20 protein-coding genes and 1 rRNA gene (1 of these 21 cut by a window edge) are annotated in these 14164 nt (G+C 50.2%); 6 read left to right on the top strand and 15 right to left on the bottom strand.

The features are described from left to right. Positions 1-393 (bottom strand): 16S ribosomal RNA (locus tag OGV38_RS01755) (it extends 1149 nt beyond the left edge of the window). A gap of 469 nt (positions 394-862) precedes the next feature. Between OGV38_RS01755 and OGV38_RS01750 the strand changes: the two genes are divergently transcribed. Continuing rightward, positions 863-1417, top strand: a complete 555-nt coding sequence (locus OGV38_RS01750; protein ID WP_019078186.1) for a gamma carbonic anhydrase family protein — start codon at positions 863-865, stop codon at positions 1415-1417. Here OGV38_RS01750 and OGV38_RS01745 read toward each other — a convergent pair. From OGV38_RS01745 to dprA, 6 genes are read right to left on the bottom strand one after another with little or no spacing between them, the layout of a single operon-like run. Next, on the bottom strand, positions 1393-1650 hold the full coding sequence (locus OGV38_RS01745) for a DUF1488 family protein (RefSeq protein WP_047358921.1): 258 nt from the start codon (positions 1648-1650) through the stop codon (positions 1393-1395). The genes OGV38_RS01750 and OGV38_RS01745 overlap by 25 nt on opposite strands. Further along, positions 1647-2468 carry a shikimate dehydrogenase gene (gene aroE, locus OGV38_RS01740; RefSeq protein WP_269520010.1) on the bottom strand — a complete coding sequence of 274 codons (822 nt, stop codon included), beginning with the start codon at positions 2466-2468 and terminating at the stop codon, positions 1647-1649. The genes OGV38_RS01745 and aroE overlap by 4 nt, the downstream gene beginning before the upstream one ends. Position 2469: 1 nt before the next feature. Then, complete coding sequence (gene tsaC, locus OGV38_RS01735; RefSeq protein ID WP_269520005.1) at positions 2470-3042, bottom strand: L-threonylcarbamoyladenylate synthase type 1 TsaC; 573 nt, start codon at positions 3040-3042, stop codon at positions 2470-2472. A gap of 4 nt (positions 3043-3046) precedes the next feature. Then, on the bottom strand, positions 3047-3589 hold the full coding sequence (locus OGV38_RS01730; protein WP_286472872.1) for a DNA topoisomerase family protein: 543 nt from the start codon (positions 3587-3589) through the stop codon (positions 3047-3049). Positions 3590-3615: 26 nt separating this feature from the next. After that, complete coding sequence (gene smg, locus OGV38_RS01725) at positions 3616-4089, bottom strand: DUF494 family protein Smg (protein ID WP_003031162.1); 474 nt, start codon at positions 4087-4089, stop codon at positions 3616-3618. Then, a complete protein-coding gene (gene dprA, locus OGV38_RS01720; protein ID WP_019078182.1) occupies positions 4061-5185 on the bottom strand; it encodes a DNA-protecting protein DprA in 1125 nt (374 codons plus the stop codon). The genes smg and dprA overlap by 29 nt, the downstream gene beginning before the upstream one ends. A gap of 129 nt (positions 5186-5314) precedes the next feature. Between dprA and def the strand changes: the two genes are divergently transcribed. The 5 genes from def to mscL all read left to right on the top strand — a co-directional run bounded on the left by def (position 5315) and on the right by mscL (position 10080). Beyond that, positions 5315-5824 carry a peptide deformylase gene (gene def, locus OGV38_RS01715; RefSeq protein ID WP_286472871.1) on the top strand — a complete coding sequence of 170 codons (510 nt, stop codon included), beginning with the start codon at positions 5315-5317 and terminating at the stop codon, positions 5822-5824. A 14-nt stretch (positions 5825-5838) separates the two neighbouring features. Further along, complete coding sequence (gene fmt / locus OGV38_RS01710; RefSeq protein ID WP_049041687.1) at positions 5839-6786, top strand: methionyl-tRNA formyltransferase; 948 nt, start codon at positions 5839-5841, stop codon at positions 6784-6786. 51 nt (positions 6787-6837) lie between these two features. Further along, positions 6838-8127, top strand: a complete 1290-nt coding sequence (gene rsmB, locus OGV38_RS01705) for a 16S rRNA (cytosine(967)-C(5))-methyltransferase RsmB (protein WP_269519999.1) — start codon at positions 6838-6840, stop codon at positions 8125-8127. A gap of 21 nt (positions 8128-8148) precedes the next feature. Next, complete coding sequence (gene trkA / locus OGV38_RS01700) at positions 8149-9525, top strand: Trk system potassium transporter TrkA (RefSeq protein ID WP_003031153.1); 1377 nt, start codon at positions 8149-8151, stop codon at positions 9523-9525. A 141-nt stretch (positions 9526-9666) separates the two neighbouring features. Continuing rightward, positions 9667-10080, top strand: a complete 414-nt coding sequence (mscL, locus tag OGV38_RS01695; protein ID WP_016154742.1) for a large-conductance mechanosensitive channel protein MscL — start codon at positions 9667-9669, stop codon at positions 10078-10080. Here mscL and arfA read toward each other — a convergent pair. The 8 genes from arfA to rpsM all read right to left on the bottom strand — a co-directional run bounded on the left by arfA (position 10077) and on the right by rpsM (position 14118). Continuing rightward, on the bottom strand, positions 10077-10295 hold the full coding sequence (arfA, locus tag OGV38_RS01690) for an alternative ribosome-rescue factor ArfA (RefSeq protein ID WP_016157605.1): 219 nt from the start codon (positions 10293-10295) through the stop codon (positions 10077-10079). The two genes, mscL and arfA, sit on opposite strands and share 4 nt — an antisense overlap. A gap of 56 nt (positions 10296-10351) precedes the next feature. Next, complete coding sequence (gene zntR, locus OGV38_RS01685; RefSeq protein ID WP_016154744.1) at positions 10352-10777, bottom strand: Zn(2+)-responsive transcriptional regulator; 426 nt, start codon at positions 10775-10777, stop codon at positions 10352-10354. 10 nt (positions 10778-10787) lie between these two features. Then, positions 10788-11156 (bottom strand): DnaJ family domain-containing protein, encoded by a 369-nt coding sequence (locus OGV38_RS01680; protein ID WP_019078178.1) that lies wholly within the window; start codon positions 11154-11156, stop codon positions 10788-10790. Between the two features lie 106 nt (positions 11157-11262). Beyond that, a complete protein-coding gene (rplQ, locus tag OGV38_RS01675; protein ID WP_001216370.1) occupies positions 11263-11646 on the bottom strand; it encodes a 50S ribosomal protein L17 in 384 nt (127 codons plus the stop codon). Between the two features lie 40 nt (positions 11647-11686). After that, positions 11687-12676 (bottom strand): DNA-directed RNA polymerase subunit alpha, encoded by a 990-nt coding sequence (locus OGV38_RS01670; RefSeq protein ID WP_286472870.1) that lies wholly within the window; start codon positions 12674-12676, stop codon positions 11687-11689. Between the two features lie 25 nt (positions 12677-12701). Further along, the gene (gene rpsD, locus OGV38_RS01665; protein ID WP_003031138.1) at positions 12702-13322 is read right to left on the bottom strand and encodes a 30S ribosomal protein S4; all 621 of its coding nucleotides are present in this window, start codon (positions 13320-13322) and stop codon (positions 12702-12704) included. Positions 13323-13355: 33 nt separating this feature from the next. After that, positions 13356-13745 (bottom strand): 30S ribosomal protein S11, encoded by a 390-nt coding sequence (rpsK, locus tag OGV38_RS01660; RefSeq protein WP_003031137.1) that lies wholly within the window; start codon positions 13743-13745, stop codon positions 13356-13358. A 16-nt stretch (positions 13746-13761) separates the two neighbouring features. Continuing rightward, positions 13762-14118 carry a 30S ribosomal protein S13 gene (gene rpsM, locus OGV38_RS01655; protein ID WP_003031135.1) on the bottom strand — a complete coding sequence of 119 codons (357 nt, stop codon included), beginning with the start codon at positions 14116-14118 and terminating at the stop codon, positions 13762-13764. Positions 14119-14164 lie beyond the last annotated feature (46 nt).

The raw sequence follows: 14164 nt of genomic DNA, 5'->3' as shown, positions 1-14164 counted from the left end.
TGCATCAGGCTTGCGCCCATTGTGCAATATTCCCCACTGCTGCCTCCCGTAGGAGTCTGGACCGTGTCTCAGTTCCAGTGTGGCTGGTCATCCTCTCAGACCAGCTAGGGATCGTCGCCTAGGTGAGCCGTTACCCCACCTACTAGCTAATCCCATCTGGGCACATCCGATGGCAAGAGGCCCGAAGGTCCCCCTCTTTGGTCTTGCGACGTTATGCGGTATTAGCTACCGTTTCCAGTAGTTATCCCCCTCCATCGGGCAGTTTCCCAGACATTACTCACCCGTCCGCCACTCGTCACCCAAGGAGCAAGCTCCTCTGTGCTACCGTTCGACTTGCATGTGTTAGGCCTGCCGCCAGCGTTCAATCTGAGCCATGATCAAACTCTTCAATTTAAGTTTGATGCTCGTGAATTAAACTTCGTAATGAATTACGTGTTCACTCAGAGACTTGGTATTCATTTTTCGTCTTGCGACGTTAAGAATCCGTATCTTCGAGTGCCCACACAGATTGTCTGATAAATTGTTAAAGAGCAGTTGCGACGCGCTTTAGCGCTCTGTCGCGAGGTGGCGTATATTACGCTTTCCTCTTTCAGAGTCAACCCTCATTTTCAGGTTTTTCTCTTCAACCGAACCGGCTGTTTGCGTGAAGTGATTCACATCCGCCGTGTCGATGGAGGCGCATTATAGGGATCCCATTTTTTAGCACAAGTATTTTTTGGATCTTTTTTGCTGAGTGCTTGTTTTTCACCCCTTTCGCTATATTCCTGCACAATTTGGCTGATTTTTGATAGCTAAATCACTTGCACAGTCTCGATAATCCAACCAAAGTCTTCATTACTGCTCTATTTTCATTGAGGTAAACATGTCTGATGTATTACGTCCTTATAAGGATCTTTCCCCACAGATCGGAAAACGCGTGATGATCGACACCAGTAGCGTCGTCATTGGTGATACTCGTTTGGCTGATGACGTCGGGATTTGGCCGTTGGTTGCGATTCGTGGCGACGTCAACTATGTACAAATCGGCGCCCGTACAAACATTCAGGACGGCAGCGTTCTCCATGTCACACATAAATCCACATCTAATCCGCAAGGTAATCCATTGATCGTGGGTGAGGATGTGACGGTCGGTCATAAAGTCATGCTACACGGCTGCATCGTTGGCAACCGCGTATTGGTCGGTATGGGATCAATTTTACTGGACGGCGTAGTGGTAGAAGACGACGTTATGATTGGGGCAGGAAGCCTGGTGCCGCAAAACAAACGCCTGGAGAGTGGATATTTGTACCTGGGTAGTCCGGTTAAACAGATCCGGCCATTAAGTGACGAAGAGAAAGCAGGCTTAAAATACTCTGCTAACAACTACGTTAAATGGAAAGATGAGTATTTAAATCAGAGTAACCAAACCCAACCCTGAGAGTCTTCCTGCTGGTCCTGGATCAATGCTTCGGCCTCTTCTTCCAGGTCCCAGCGATGCTGTTGAAAGATTTCCAGCCATTGTTCAGGCGTGCAGCCGCCAAAGCGGGACGCCAACGTCTCTCCTGATATAGCGCATGTTAACTGCATACCATGGACCAACGCTGGGAAAACAACGGCGCTAATATCCGTCCGCCATTCTTCTCGATCGGGAAACTGGATCGCCTGATTCATGCCGACATTTCCTGTTGCATGCTTTTGATGACGGGCTCAATCTGTGGCAATACACCATGCCAGAGTAAAACGGCGTGCGCTGCTTGTCCCACCAGCATCCCCAGACCATCGGCATACTGTTTCGCCCCATGTTCAGCACACCAGGAAAGGAACGGTGTATTCCCTTGCTGATAAAACATGTCATAGCAATAGACAGAGGAGTGAATAAGCGATGTCGGAATGGCTGGTACCTCACCGCTAATTCCGCTAGATGTCGCATTAATAATTAAATCAAAACTGTAATTATCAAGCTCGTCCATTCCCACCGCCTGCACGCTGCCGGTATGGGAGAAGATTTGTGCCAGTTCTTCTGCGCGCGAAGCAGTACGGTTAACGATGGTTACCGCACAATCCAGAGAAAGAAGAGGTAATAAACCCCCCCGGGATGCGCCACCGGCACCAATCAACAGAACTCGCGATCCGGGGCGAATGAAAGATAAACGTTCAAGATCGCTTAATAAGCCGATACCATCCGTGTTATCTCCCAGTAAACGCCCATCCTCAAGTCGTTTAAGAGTATTGACCGCTCCAGCAAGCGATGCCCGCTCCGTTAATTCATCGGCACGCGCAAACGCCTCTTCCTTAAAAGGCACAGTGACATTTGCCCCCTTCCCGCCTTCAGCAAAAAAGGCATTCAGCGTATTCACAAAATCATTGATAGGTGCCAGTACACGTCCATAGGAATGATCAATTTTCAACTGCTCTGCAAATTGCTGATGAATAAAGGGCGATTTACTGTGCGCTATCGGATTACCAAAAACGGCATAGGCTTCTTTCATATTACCCCTGTCGAAACTGTTCACCGGTCAGAGCATCACGGATCTCCGAAGGATTCAAACGCCCTCCGGTCTCCCCTTCAACTACGGGAAATTCTGTACCAAACTGCGCGCGGACTTCCTCTACCGTTCTGCAAGGCGGTAAGCCACTCAAATTAGCACTGGTGGAGACTAACGGTTTGCCATAAGCTTGGCACAATGCAACCACCAGCGGATGATCGGTGACTCGCACGGCCAGCGAGTCAAAACGACCGGTCAACCAACGAGGCGTAGTCGCAGGCGCAGGGAAAACGAAGGTGACAGGACCAGGCCAGCGGGCGAACACAGCCTCACGTTGAGCATCAGTAAGGCTGCTATCGTCAATATAGGGCTTAAGCTGGTCAAAATTAGCCGCAATCAAAATTAAGCCTTTATCGACTGGGCGTTGTTTTAGCGCCAACAGACGGGTAACAGCCGTTTCGCTGTCGGGATCGCAGCCGACACCAAATACAGCTTCTGTTGGATAGGCGATGACTTTTTCTTGTTTCAGAACCGCTATCGCAGCAGCAATAGGGCCTGTGGGCAGGTTATTATTCACTTTTTTATTCCGCCGAGAACGGCTTTCCACATTGTTTACTGGCACAGAAATGCTTCACACCCTGCGCGGTTTTCTTTTCGATGAGTAGCGGATAATGGCACTCAGGACACTCTCCGGCTAACGGTTTGAAGTTAATGACAAACTGGCACTCCGGATAGCGATCGCAGGAGTAAAACGTTTTGCCATAACGGGAACGCCGCTGGACCAGGTGGCCAGTCTGGCATTGAGAACAGACTATTGCTGTTTCATCTGGCTTGTCGATAAGTTCGGTGTGTTCACATGTTGGATAATCGCTGCATCCAATAAACATCCCGAATCTTCCCTGTCTCAGCACCAGCTCGGCGCCACATGCAGGACAAAGCTTACCCTCCAGAACTTTGACAATATGTCCGTCCGCGGAAGATTTCAGCGGACGGATGTAATCGCATTCTGGATAGTGTGAACAACCGAGAAACGGACCGTGTTTCCCGGAACGAATAACCAGTTCAGCCCCACATTGTGGGCAGGGCTCGTTTTTACGCACCGTAAACAGTGCTGATTTAGCCATAACAACTCATACTGAATGAAGATTGATTAATGCAGCATACCTTCATTCACTTCAAAGAGTAATTCTTCCATTTGCTGATAGGCATTTTCACAACCTGGAATATTGAAAAGCACCATCAGGATCACCCACTTCAGATCTTCCAGATCGAACTCTGCCGTATCCAGCGCGAGTACGCGCTCAATGACCATTTCTCGTGTTTCGAGGTTTAGCACCTGAATCTGTTCCAGGAATAGCAGGAACCCTCTACAGCTTGCATCCAGTCGATCACACTCTTCTGCGGTATAAATACGTATAGAAAGAGGATCGGATGCCAGCTGCATAGGTTCGGCAAGACCATCCTGATAATCAGCAAGCTTTTCCAGCCAAAGTAACGCGTTGTAGATGTCTTCACGATCAAAACCAGCGTCGGTAAGATCCCGTTCCAGTTTGTCCTGATCCACACGCAGCTCAGCTTCGTTATGGATATATGTCTCAAACAAATACATTAGTACGTCGAACATGGCATGCCCTCCTCAATCGGACATAGCCGCCGGGTACAGCTGCGATCCATCCTGCTAACTCCAGTTCGAGCAGTTGAGCCACTACCTCTGGCACAGGTTGGCCGGCACGTTCAGCGACGACGTCAACAGGTGTTACCTCATCTCCTACGTTAGCCAGGAGCTCCGGAAATGGCAATGCCACCTCTTCGTGATCTGGCGAATAAATTGATTTTTCAGGTTCATCTGGCAACCATTGCAGCCCATATTGCAAATTTTCCAGAATTTCTTCTGGGGCCGTCACAAGCGTGGCTCCCTGCTGAATAAGCCAATGTGGACCTTCACTTCCCGGACTCCCAATCGGTCCAGGCAACGCAAAAACCTCCCGCCCTTGTTCCAGTGCGCAACGCGCAGTGACCAGTGACCCGCTACGCTGAGCAGCTTCTACAACCAGGACTCCTTTACTTAGACCACTAATAATGCGATTTCGTCGGGGAAAATTGCGCGGCAAAGGAAGCGTATCTAATGGGAACTCAGACACCAGTGCGCCTCCAGCCTCAATCAGTCGTTTAGCCAGACGGACATGCTGTCGTGGATGAATGGTCTCAAGCCCATTTCCCAGCACCGCAATACTCGTGCCCTCTCGGTTTATCGCAGCATTGTGCGCCACACCATCAATCCCCCGGGCCAGGCCGCTGGTGATCGTCACGCCGCATGCTGCAAGCTTTTCACAAAACAGCCGCCCCCAGCGTTCGCCATACCAGGAGTGCTGTCGGCTACCGACGACGGCAACCTGAAACGAGCTAAGGCATATGGGATTTCCTGCAACAAAAAGCACCCCAGGATAATCCTCAATTGCACGGAGCTGTGCCGGATAATGCTCGCTGTCGGCAACCACAAAATGATGGTTGGGCTGTTCAAGCCAGCGCAGCGTTTTTTCCAGCGTCTGATCTGGAAAGGTTAAAAAGCGCCGGGCCTGGCGGGGAGAGAGTCCAGCATGATGAAGTACCACGTTGTTAATACACGGCTGAGTATTGAGCCAGTGGGCAACGCGCACCATCTCATCACCATACAGTTCATTCACTTGTGCTAAACGTAGCCAAATCTCGATTTTGGTCATCCCTGTTCCCCTGCCACAAGCAGTCCTGGCAATCTTTGCGATTGGTCACTGATGCTGTCAATCAGAGGGGGTTTTGTCTAGAATAGAGGTAATAATCTTTTCAACTCCTGAACACAACTCTGGATAACTATGTCAGTTTTGCAAGTGTTACATATTCCGGACGAGCGCCTTCGCAAAGTCGCAAAACCGGTCGAAGAAGTGAATGCAGAAATTCAGCGTATCGTTGATGATATGTTCGAAACGATGTACGCCGAAGAAGGTATCGGTCTGGCAGCAACTCAGGTCGATATTCATCAGCGCATCATTGTTATTGATGTCTCTGAAAATCGCGACGAGCAGTTGGTACTCATTAACCCAGAGCTGCTGGAAAAAGACGGCGAAACAGGTATTGAAGAAGGCTGCCTGTCTATTCCCGAACAGCGTGCGTTAGTACCGCGCGCAGAGAAAGTAAAAATTCGTGCGCTCGATCGCAACGGCAAATCTTTTGAACTGGAATCCGATGGCCTGCTGGCTATCTGCATTCAACATGAAATGGATCACCTGGTCGGTAAACTGTTTATCGATTATCTGTCTCCGTTGAAGCAACAACGCATTCGTCAGAAAGTTGAAAAACTCGACCGCCTGAACGCCCGAGCTTAAGGACAAGAATCAACGTGTCAGACTCACTACGTATTATTTTTGCGGGTACACCTGACTTTGCAGCGCGTCATCTCGACGCGCTGTTGTCTTCTGGACATAACGTCGTTGGCGTGTTTACCCAACCGGACCGTCCGGCGGGACGCGGTAAAAAGCTGATGCCCAGCCCGGTAAAAGTGCTGGCGGAAGAAAAAGGGATACCGGTTTTCCAACCCGTCTCTCTTCGTCCTCAGGAAAACCAGCAGCTGGTTGCTGATTTACGCGCAGACGTGATGGTAGTGGTAGCATATGGCCTGATACTGCCAAAAGCCGTACTGGAAATGCCGCGTCTGGGTTGTATCAACGTTCACGGTTCCCTGCTTCCACGCTGGCGTGGCGCAGCCCCAATCCAGCGCTCACTGTGGGCAGGCGACGCCGAAACTGGTGTGACCATCATGCAGATGGATGTTGGCCTCGACACCGGTGATATGCTGCTTAAGCTGTCCTGCCCGATAACTGCAGAAGATACCAGCGGTTCGTTATACGATAAGCTGGCAGATTTAGGGCCTCAGGGGCTGATTGAAACGCTAAAACAGCTGGCGGCTGGCACCATAAAACCCGTTGTACAAGATGAATCACTGGTTACGCATGCAGAAAAACTCAGCAAAGAAGAGGCCCGTATCGACTGGTCGCTTTCAGCCGCTCAGTTGGAACGCTGCATCCGCGCCTTTAACCCGTGGCCAATGAGCTGGCTTGAAATCGACGGCCAGCCAGTGAAAGTCTGGCAAGCTACGGTTATTACAGCGAACACACAGACCGCACCAGGCACTATTCTTGAGGCGACAAAACAGGGTATCCAGGTCGCAACGGGCGACGGCATCCTGAATCTCGTCTCTTTGCAACCTGCCGGTAAAAAAGCCATGAGCGCGCAGGATCTGCTTAATTCGCGCCGGGAATGGTTTGTACCTGGTAACCGTCTGGTATGACGGTTCATCTCTTTAAGCCCGGTATCTCCGGGCGTTTTTATTTTTGCGCTTATGAAAAAACATCTTAATTTACGCAGTATGGTGGCCCAGGCCGTCGAACAGGTTGTCGAAAAGGGACAATCATTAAGCAACGTGCTGCCCGCCATGCAGCAAAAAGTTGCCGATAAAGACAAAGCACTGTTGCAGGAGCTTTGCTTCGGCGTGTTGCGTACACTCTCCCAACTGGAGTGGATGATCCAGCAGTTGATGGAACGTCCAATGACGGGCAAACAGCGCACTGTTCACTATCTGATCATGGTGGGCTTCTACCAACTGCTGCATACTCGTATTCCACCGCATGCTGCTTTGGCAGAGACCGTAGAAGGCGCAGTCGTTATTAAGCGTCCGCAGCTTAAAGGGCTGATCAACGGCGTGCTGCGCCAGTTTCAGCGCCGTCAAGAAGAGCTACTGGCTGAATTCTCTCAAAGCGATTTACGTTTCTTACACCCCTCCTGGCTGGTGAAACGTATTAAGACCGCTTATCCGCAGCAGTGGGAAGCCATTCTTGAAGCCAATAACCAGCGACCGCCGATGTGGTTACGTGTCAATCGTAACCATCATACGCGCGATGCCTGGCTGGACCTGCTGACCGAAGCGGGATTAACCGGTTTCCCGCATCCAGATTACCCGGATGCAGTGCGTCTGGAAACGCCAGCTCCTGTGCACGCCCTCCCTGGTTTTGATGAAGGCTGGGTAACCGTCCAGGATGCTTCCGCTCAAGGATGCATAAACTATCTGTTGCCGGAGGACGGTGAACAGATCCTCGACCTATGCTGTGCGCCGGGGGGCAAAACCACTCACATTCTGGAAGTTGCTCCGCACGCTAACGTAATGGCTGTCGATGTTGATGAAAAACGCTTATCGCGCGTTTTCGACAATCTAAAACGTCTGGGTATGAAGGCAACCGTAAAACAGGGTGATGGCCGCTATCCACAGCAGTGGTGCGGTGAACAACAGTTTGACCGTATTTTGCTGGACGCTCCGTGTTCTGCCACCGGAGTGATCCGTCGCCATCCGGATATCAAATGGCTGCGTCGCGACCGGGATATTGCTGAACTTGCCCAGTTGCAGGCTGAAATCCTGAATGCAACCTGGCCACATCTTAAACCTGGCGGCACGCTGGTTTATGCAACCTGCTCTATCCTGCCAGAAGAAAACCAACAGCAAATTGCCGCCTTCCTTGCGCGCACGCCAGATGCGGTATTAAGCGTCACTGGTACGCCGGAAAAACCTGGACATCAGAATTTACCGAGTGCGGAAGATGGTGATGGCTTCTTTTACGCTAAGCTAATCAAAAAGTGATGAGATAACGGGTCGCGACTGATGAAAATTATCATTCTGGGCGCAGGGCAAGTTGGCGGTACGCTGGCTGAAAACCTGGTCGGAGAGAACAACGATATCACGGTAGTCGATACCAATGGTGAGCGCCTGCGTAGCCTGCAGGACAAGTTTGATCTCCGTGTCGTGCAAGGGCATGGTTCGCATCCCCGCGTTCTACGTGAAGCCGGTGCTGACGATGCCGATATGCTGGTTGCCGTAACCAGCTCAGATGAAACAAATATGGTTGCCTGCCAGGTAGCTTATTCACTGTTTAACACGCCTAATCGTATCGCTCGTATTCGTTCACCGGATTACGTTCGTGATGCGGACAAGCTATTTCAATCTGATGCGGTGCCTATCGATCACCTGATTGCGCCTGAGCAACTGGTTATCGATAGCATTTATCGCCTGATTGAATATCCGGGCGCATTGCAGGTAGTGAATTTTGCCGAAGGAAAAGTCAGCCTGGCCGTGGTGAAAGCCTATTACGGTGGGCCGCTGATTGGTAATGCGCTGTCGACAATGCGTGAGCATATGCCGCACATCGATACCCGCGTTGCGGCGATTTTCCGTCATGACCGACCGATCCGTCCGCAAGGTTCTACCATTGTTGAAGCGGGTGATGAAGTTTTCTTCATCGCGGCCTCGCAGCATATTCGCGCCGTAATGAGCGAATTACAGCGTCTGGAAAAGCCTTACAAACGCATTATGTTAGTGGGCGGTGGGAATATTGGCGCGGGGCTGGCACGGCGACTAGAAAAAGATTACAGCGTCAAACTGATTGAACGTAATCAACAGCGCGCATCCGAGCTTGCAGAGAAACTGCAAAATACGATCGTCTTTTTTGGTGATGCCTCGGATCAAGAGCTGCTGGCGGAAGAACATATCGATCAGGTTGATCTGTTCATTGCGGTAACCAACGATGATGAAGCGAATATCATGTCGGCGATGCTTGCCAAACGGATGGGCGCCAAGAAAGTGATGGTGTTGATCCAACGCAGAGCATACGTCGATCTGGTGCAAGGCAGCGTGATCGATATTGCGATTTCACCGCAGCAGGCAACCATCTCTGCGCTGCTCAGTCATGTGCGTAAAGCGGATATTGTTGGTGTATCTTCACTGCGCCGTGGCGTCGCGGAAGCCATTGAAGCCGTTGCACACGGTGATGAAACGACGTCACGGGTTGTGGGTCGCTCAATTGATGAAATTAAACTTCCACCAGGAACCATTATTGGCGCCGTTGTGCGTGGTAACGATGTGATGATTGCCAATGATAACCTGCGTATTGAACAGGGCGATCACGTAATTATGTTCCTGACAGATAAAAAGTTTATTACCGACGTCGAGCGACTATTCCAGCCAAGTCCGTTCTTCCTGTAATAATTTGGGCGCTGAAACTGCGCCTAAATTATTTCCCTCTATTTTTCATGGTTTAATAAATTTCTATTTAGGCAATACATAAATGGAAATTGCCTAAACATTTGTTAAACTTATAAACGTCAGCTGCATAGGGAGAATAAGATGAGCATTATTAAAGAATTTCGCGAATTCGCGATGCGCGGGAATGTTGTCGATTTGGCAGTGGGTGTCATTATTGGTGCGGCATTTGGGAAGATAGTTTCATCACTGGTTGCCGATATCATCATGCCGCCGCTGGGGTTGTTAATTGGTGGAATTGATTTTAAACAGTTTGCTTTAACACTACGTGATGCACAGGGAGATATCCCTGCAGTCGTTATGCATTACGGTGTATTTATTCAGAATATCTTTGATTTCGTTATTGTTGCGTTTGCTATCTTTATGGCAATCAAGCTGATCAACAAACTGAACCGTAAAAAAGCGGAAGAGCCAGCAGCACCGCCGGCGCCATCGAAAGAAGAAGTATTGCTGAGTGAAATTCGTGACCTGCTGAAAGAACAGAATAACCGCTCTTAAGCACTCACTGAAACAAGAAGGCCAGTGGTAAAAAAGTGAATGACTTTCTTGCCACTGGCCTCCCAGTTACCCCGATTACCATGTTTACCTTTACGTAGATAACTTCCTTTCCCTTTCTTATTTTTCTCAACGCGCTGCCTGAACAGTGGGTCATGTAGAAGCGCCTCAATGGCGTTATCTTTTATCTGCCCTTTAGTGTGCTGATAACGACTCATGATACCTCCGGTTGTCGTAATTTACGCCGCGAGTGTAGATCTGACCGTGCAATAAATCAACAGCCTGATGGTGATCCACTGGCGCCTTGCTCAAGTGCTTCAAGGATAGAGCAGTACACGCTGCTGTGTGCCTTACCACAACACGCGTCATTCAATCGCTGCAGCGACCGTTGCATCGCCTGAAGCTCAGCTATTCTCGCTTCCACTTCCTGCAATCTTTCCTGGACGATCCCTTTTGATTCCTGGCAGGTATGGTGTTCGGGATCGATGCGGATCGAAAGCAGTTCGCGGATCGATTCCAGAGTGAAACCAAGCTGACGGGCATAGCGAATAAACTTTAGACGCTGAAGATCGCTTTCCGTATAGAGACGAAACCCGCCTTCTGTACGTATTTCATGTTCCATCATCTGCTGCTTTTCATAGTAGCGGATAGTATCAGGCGTCACGTCAGCCAGTTTCGCTAATTCACCAATACGGTACATGCTATCTCCGCTATTCGTCGTTGATCTTCTGCAGCAGCTTATCTGCGTATTCACCGTGTAAAAACTCGGTGCTGAGTCCAGCCTGCCGAAGTTTCAGTTCCAGTAGTGACAGTCTTCGACTCACTTCCTGATAATGGGGATCATCTTTGCGGATCCCTGCAAGTATTTCAAGCAGTTGTATTGCCTCTCTGCGCTGCTCAAGCTCAGGAGGAAGACATCCCGCATTTTTTAATAAACGGAATCCGGCTCGAAGTTCCGGCGGAATGTGGGAATCATCGTCAAGAACCAACGGTTCTCCTGTACCAGGCAAACCATCAAACTCACCTTTAGACTGCGCATCAGTAATATGGCGCTCTGCCCACTGGTCCAGTAACCACATACAACACTCCAGTGATGAACAAAAAGAGTACAGATATTGTAGGTAAGTGGGGATATGACGGATATAAAAAAACCCGCCGAGGCGGGTTTTTTTACGTTACTACAGATTACTCTGCAGCAGCTTCTGTTTTCTCTGAACGATCAACCAGCTCGATGTATGCCATCGGCGCGTTGTCGCCTGCACGGAAACCACACTTCAGAATGCGAGTGTAACCACCGGCGCGGCTCGCGAAACGCGGGCCCAGTTCGTTAAACAGTTTTGCCACGATCTCGTTATCACGAGTGCGGGCGAATGCCAGACGACGATTAGCTACGCTATCAGTCTTGGCAAGAGTAATCAGCGGCTCAACTACGCGACGCAGCTCTTTCGCTTTCGGCAGAGTCGTCTTGATGATTTCATGACGAACCAGTGAACCTGCCATATTGCGGAACATAGCCTGGCGATGGCTGCTGTTGCGGTTCAGTTGACGACCACTCTTACGATGGCGCATGACCTTATCCTTCTCAGTAAAACCTTAACCTGTGATCCGGTTACTCGTCAGCGATGCTTGCCGGTGGCCAGTTTTCCAGGCGCATGCCCAGAGACAGTCCACGGGAAGCCAGCACGTCTTTAATCTCAGTAAGAGATTTTTTACCAAGGTTAGGCGTCTTAAGAAGCTCAACCTCAGTACGCTGTACCAGATCACCGATATAGTGGATAGCTTCTGCTTTGAGGCAGTTAGCAGAGCGGACAGTCAATTCCAGATCGTCAACAGGGCGCAGCAGGATCGGATCGAATTCTGGTTTCTCTTCTTTAACTTCCGGCTGACGTACATCACGTAAGTCAACGAAAGCTTCAAGTTGTTCAGCCAGAATGGTTGCCGCACGACGAATCGCCTCTTCAGGATCGATTGTGCCGTTGGTTTCCATTTCGATGACCAGCTTGTCCAGGTCGGTACGCTGTTCTACACGCGCTGCTTCAACATTGTAGGCAATACGCTCTACAGGGCTGCAGCATGCGTCGACCAGCAGACGGCCGATTGGGCGCTCATCTTCTTCCGAATGAATTCGGGTAGAAGCCGGCACATAACCACGACCGCGCTGAACTTTGATACGCATGCTAATAGATGCATTCTCATCGGTCAGGTGGCAGATCACGTGCTGTGGCTTGACGATTTCGACATCACCATCATGGGTAATGTCGGCTGCAGTCACAGGGCCAATGCCAGATTTATTCAAGGTAAGAATAACGTCATCTTTACCCTGAACTCTCACCGCCAGCCCTTTCAGGTTGAGCAGGATTTCCAGGATATCTTCCTGAACGCCTTCTTTGGTGCTGTACTCATGTAGTACACCATCAATCTCAACCTCGGTCACCGCGCAACCCGGCATCGATGAGAGCAGAATACGGCGCAGTGCGTTACCCAAAGTATGGCCAAAGCCACGCTCTAAAGGCTCAAGGGTCACCTTGGCGTGCGTCGAACTCACTTGCTCGATATCTACCAGGCGCGGTTTTAGAAACTCTGTCACAGAACCCTGCATTGTGTCCTCTCTTTGGTACTAAGCTTTACTTGGAGTAAAGCTCGACGATCAGGTGTTCGTTAATGTCCGCAGACAGATCAGAACGCTCCGGCTTACGCTTGAACGTACCTTCCATCTTGCCAGCATCAACTTCCAGCCAGGTTGGCTTTTCACGCTGCTCAGCCAGCTCCAGAGCGGCTTTCACGCGAGACTGCTTCTTCGCTTTCTCACGAATGCTAACAACGTCATTCGGACTAACCTGATAAGAAGCGATGTTAACAACACGACCGTTTACCATAATTGCTTTATGGCTGACCAGCTGACGTGCTTCTGCACGAGTGGCACCGAAGCCCATACGGTATACAACGTTGTCCAGACGACCTTCCAGCAGACCCAACAGGTTTTCACCGGTGTTGCCTTTCAGACGTGCTGCTTCTTTGTAGTAGTTACGGAACTGACGCTCCAGCACACCGTAGATACGGCGAACTTTTTGCTTTTCACGCAACTGCACACCATAGTCAGACAGACGCGGTTTACGCGCACCGTGCTGGCCAGGAGCTTGTTCAATTTTACACTTGGTATCGATCGCGCGAACGCCAGACTTAAGGAATAAGTCAGTGCCCTCACGACGGCTCAGCTTGAGCTTAGGACCCAAATATCTTGCCATTTTCTTTCTCCAACAATCCTAGAAACGACAGCGTTATACGCGACGTTTTTTCGGCGGACGACAACCGTTATGAGGGATCGGAGTCACATCAGTAATATTAGTGATGCGGAAACCAGCGGCGTTCAGAGCACGAACAGTAGATTCGCGACCTGGACCCGGTCCTTTGACCATAACTTCCAGATTCTTGATACCGTATTCTTTTACGGCTTCAGCGCAACGCTCTGCTGCAACCTGAGCTGCAAACGGAGTGGATTTGCGAGAACCACGGAAACCGGAACCACCGGCTGTTGCCCAACCCAGTGCGTTACCCTGACGATCAGTAATGGTAACGATGGTGTTGTTAAAAGAAGCATGGATATGAGCCACGCCGTCAGAGACTTGTTTTCTTACACGTTTACGTGCACGAATTGGTGCCTTTGCCATTATTCAATCACCCCGATTATTTCTTGATCGGTTTGCGCGGACCCTTACGGGTACGTGCGTTGGTCTTGGTGCGCTGACCGCGAACCGGGAGACCACGACGATGACGCAAACCGCGATAGCAACCAAGGTCCATAAGGCGCTTGATGCTCATGCTAACTTCACGGCGCAGATCACCTTCAACGACAAATTTGGCAACTTCGTCACGCAGCGTGTCGATTTGTTCTTCAGACAGCTCACTGATCTTAACATCTTCAGCGATACCCGCGGCAGCCAGAATGGCTTTAGAACGGGTCTTGCCGACGCCGTAGATCGAAGTTAATGCGATCACAGCATGTTTCTGATCAGGAATGTTAATGCCTGCTATACGGGCCACTATGCACTCCTACTATTTAATATGTACGCACCATGCTGAAAAGCCC

Source organism: Citrobacter sp. Cb080, from assembly GCF_030334745.1.
GTDB lineage: Bacteria > Pseudomonadota > Gammaproteobacteria > Enterobacterales > Enterobacteriaceae > Citrobacter > Citrobacter braakii.
Note: the sequence above shows the minus strand (reverse complement) of the source record. Positions and strands in the feature narration are given on the sequence as shown.

What these genes read in the sequence shown, in the direction of transcription:
- rplQ (WP_001216370.1), bottom strand. Translation starts at nt 11,646, where the DNA reads ATGCGCCATCGTAAGAGTGGTCGTCAACTGAACCGCAACAGCAGCCAT.
- mscL (WP_016154742.1), top strand. Translation starts at nt 9,667, where the DNA reads ATGAGCATTATTAAAGAATTTCGCGAATTCGCGATGCGCGGGAATGTT.
- rpsD (WP_003031138.1), bottom strand. Translation starts at nt 13,322, where the DNA reads ATGGCAAGATATTTGGGTCCTAAGCTCAAGCTGAGCCGTCGTGAGGGC.
- def (WP_286472871.1), top strand. Translation starts at nt 5,315, where the DNA reads ATGTCAGTTTTGCAAGTGTTACATATTCCGGACGAGCGCCTTCGCAAA.
- rpsK (WP_003031137.1), bottom strand. Translation starts at nt 13,745, where the DNA reads ATGGCAAAGGCACCAATTCGTGCACGTAAACGTGTAAGAAAACAAGTC.
- aroE (WP_269520010.1), bottom strand. Translation starts at nt 2,468, where the DNA reads ATGAAAGAAGCCTATGCCGTTTTTGGTAATCCGATAGCGCACAGTAAA.
- arfA (WP_016157605.1), bottom strand. Translation starts at nt 10,295, where the DNA reads ATGAGTCGTTATCAGCACACTAAAGGGCAGATAAAAGATAACGCCATT.
- OGV38_RS01680 (WP_019078178.1), bottom strand. Translation starts at nt 11,156, where the DNA reads ATGTGGTTACTGGACCAGTGGGCAGAGCGCCATATTACTGATGCGCAG.
- OGV38_RS01670 (WP_286472870.1), bottom strand. Translation starts at nt 12,676, where the DNA reads ATGCAGGGTTCTGTGACAGAGTTTCTAAAACCGCGCCTGGTAGATATC.
- OGV38_RS01745 (WP_047358921.1), bottom strand. Translation starts at nt 1,650, where the DNA reads ATGAATCAGGCGATCCAGTTTCCCGATCGAGAAGAATGGCGGACGGAT.
- OGV38_RS01730 (WP_286472872.1), bottom strand. Translation starts at nt 3,589, where the DNA reads ATGGCTAAATCAGCACTGTTTACGGTGCGTAAAAACGAGCCCTGCCCA.
- dprA (WP_019078182.1), bottom strand. Translation starts at nt 5,185, where the DNA reads ATGACCAAAATCGAGATTTGGCTACGTTTAGCACAAGTGAATGAACTG.
- OGV38_RS01750 (WP_019078186.1), top strand. Translation starts at nt 863, where the DNA reads ATGTCTGATGTATTACGTCCTTATAAGGATCTTTCCCCACAGATCGGA.
- zntR (WP_016154744.1), bottom strand. Translation starts at nt 10,777, where the DNA reads ATGTACCGTATTGGTGAATTAGCGAAACTGGCTGACGTGACGCCTGAT.
- smg (WP_003031162.1), bottom strand. Translation starts at nt 4,089, where the DNA reads ATGTTCGACGTACTAATGTATTTGTTTGAGACATATATCCATAACGAA.
- trkA (WP_003031153.1), top strand. Translation starts at nt 8,149, where the DNA reads ATGAAAATTATCATTCTGGGCGCAGGGCAAGTTGGCGGTACGCTGGCT.
- rsmB (WP_269519999.1), top strand. Translation starts at nt 6,838, where the DNA reads ATGAAAAAACATCTTAATTTACGCAGTATGGTGGCCCAGGCCGTCGAA.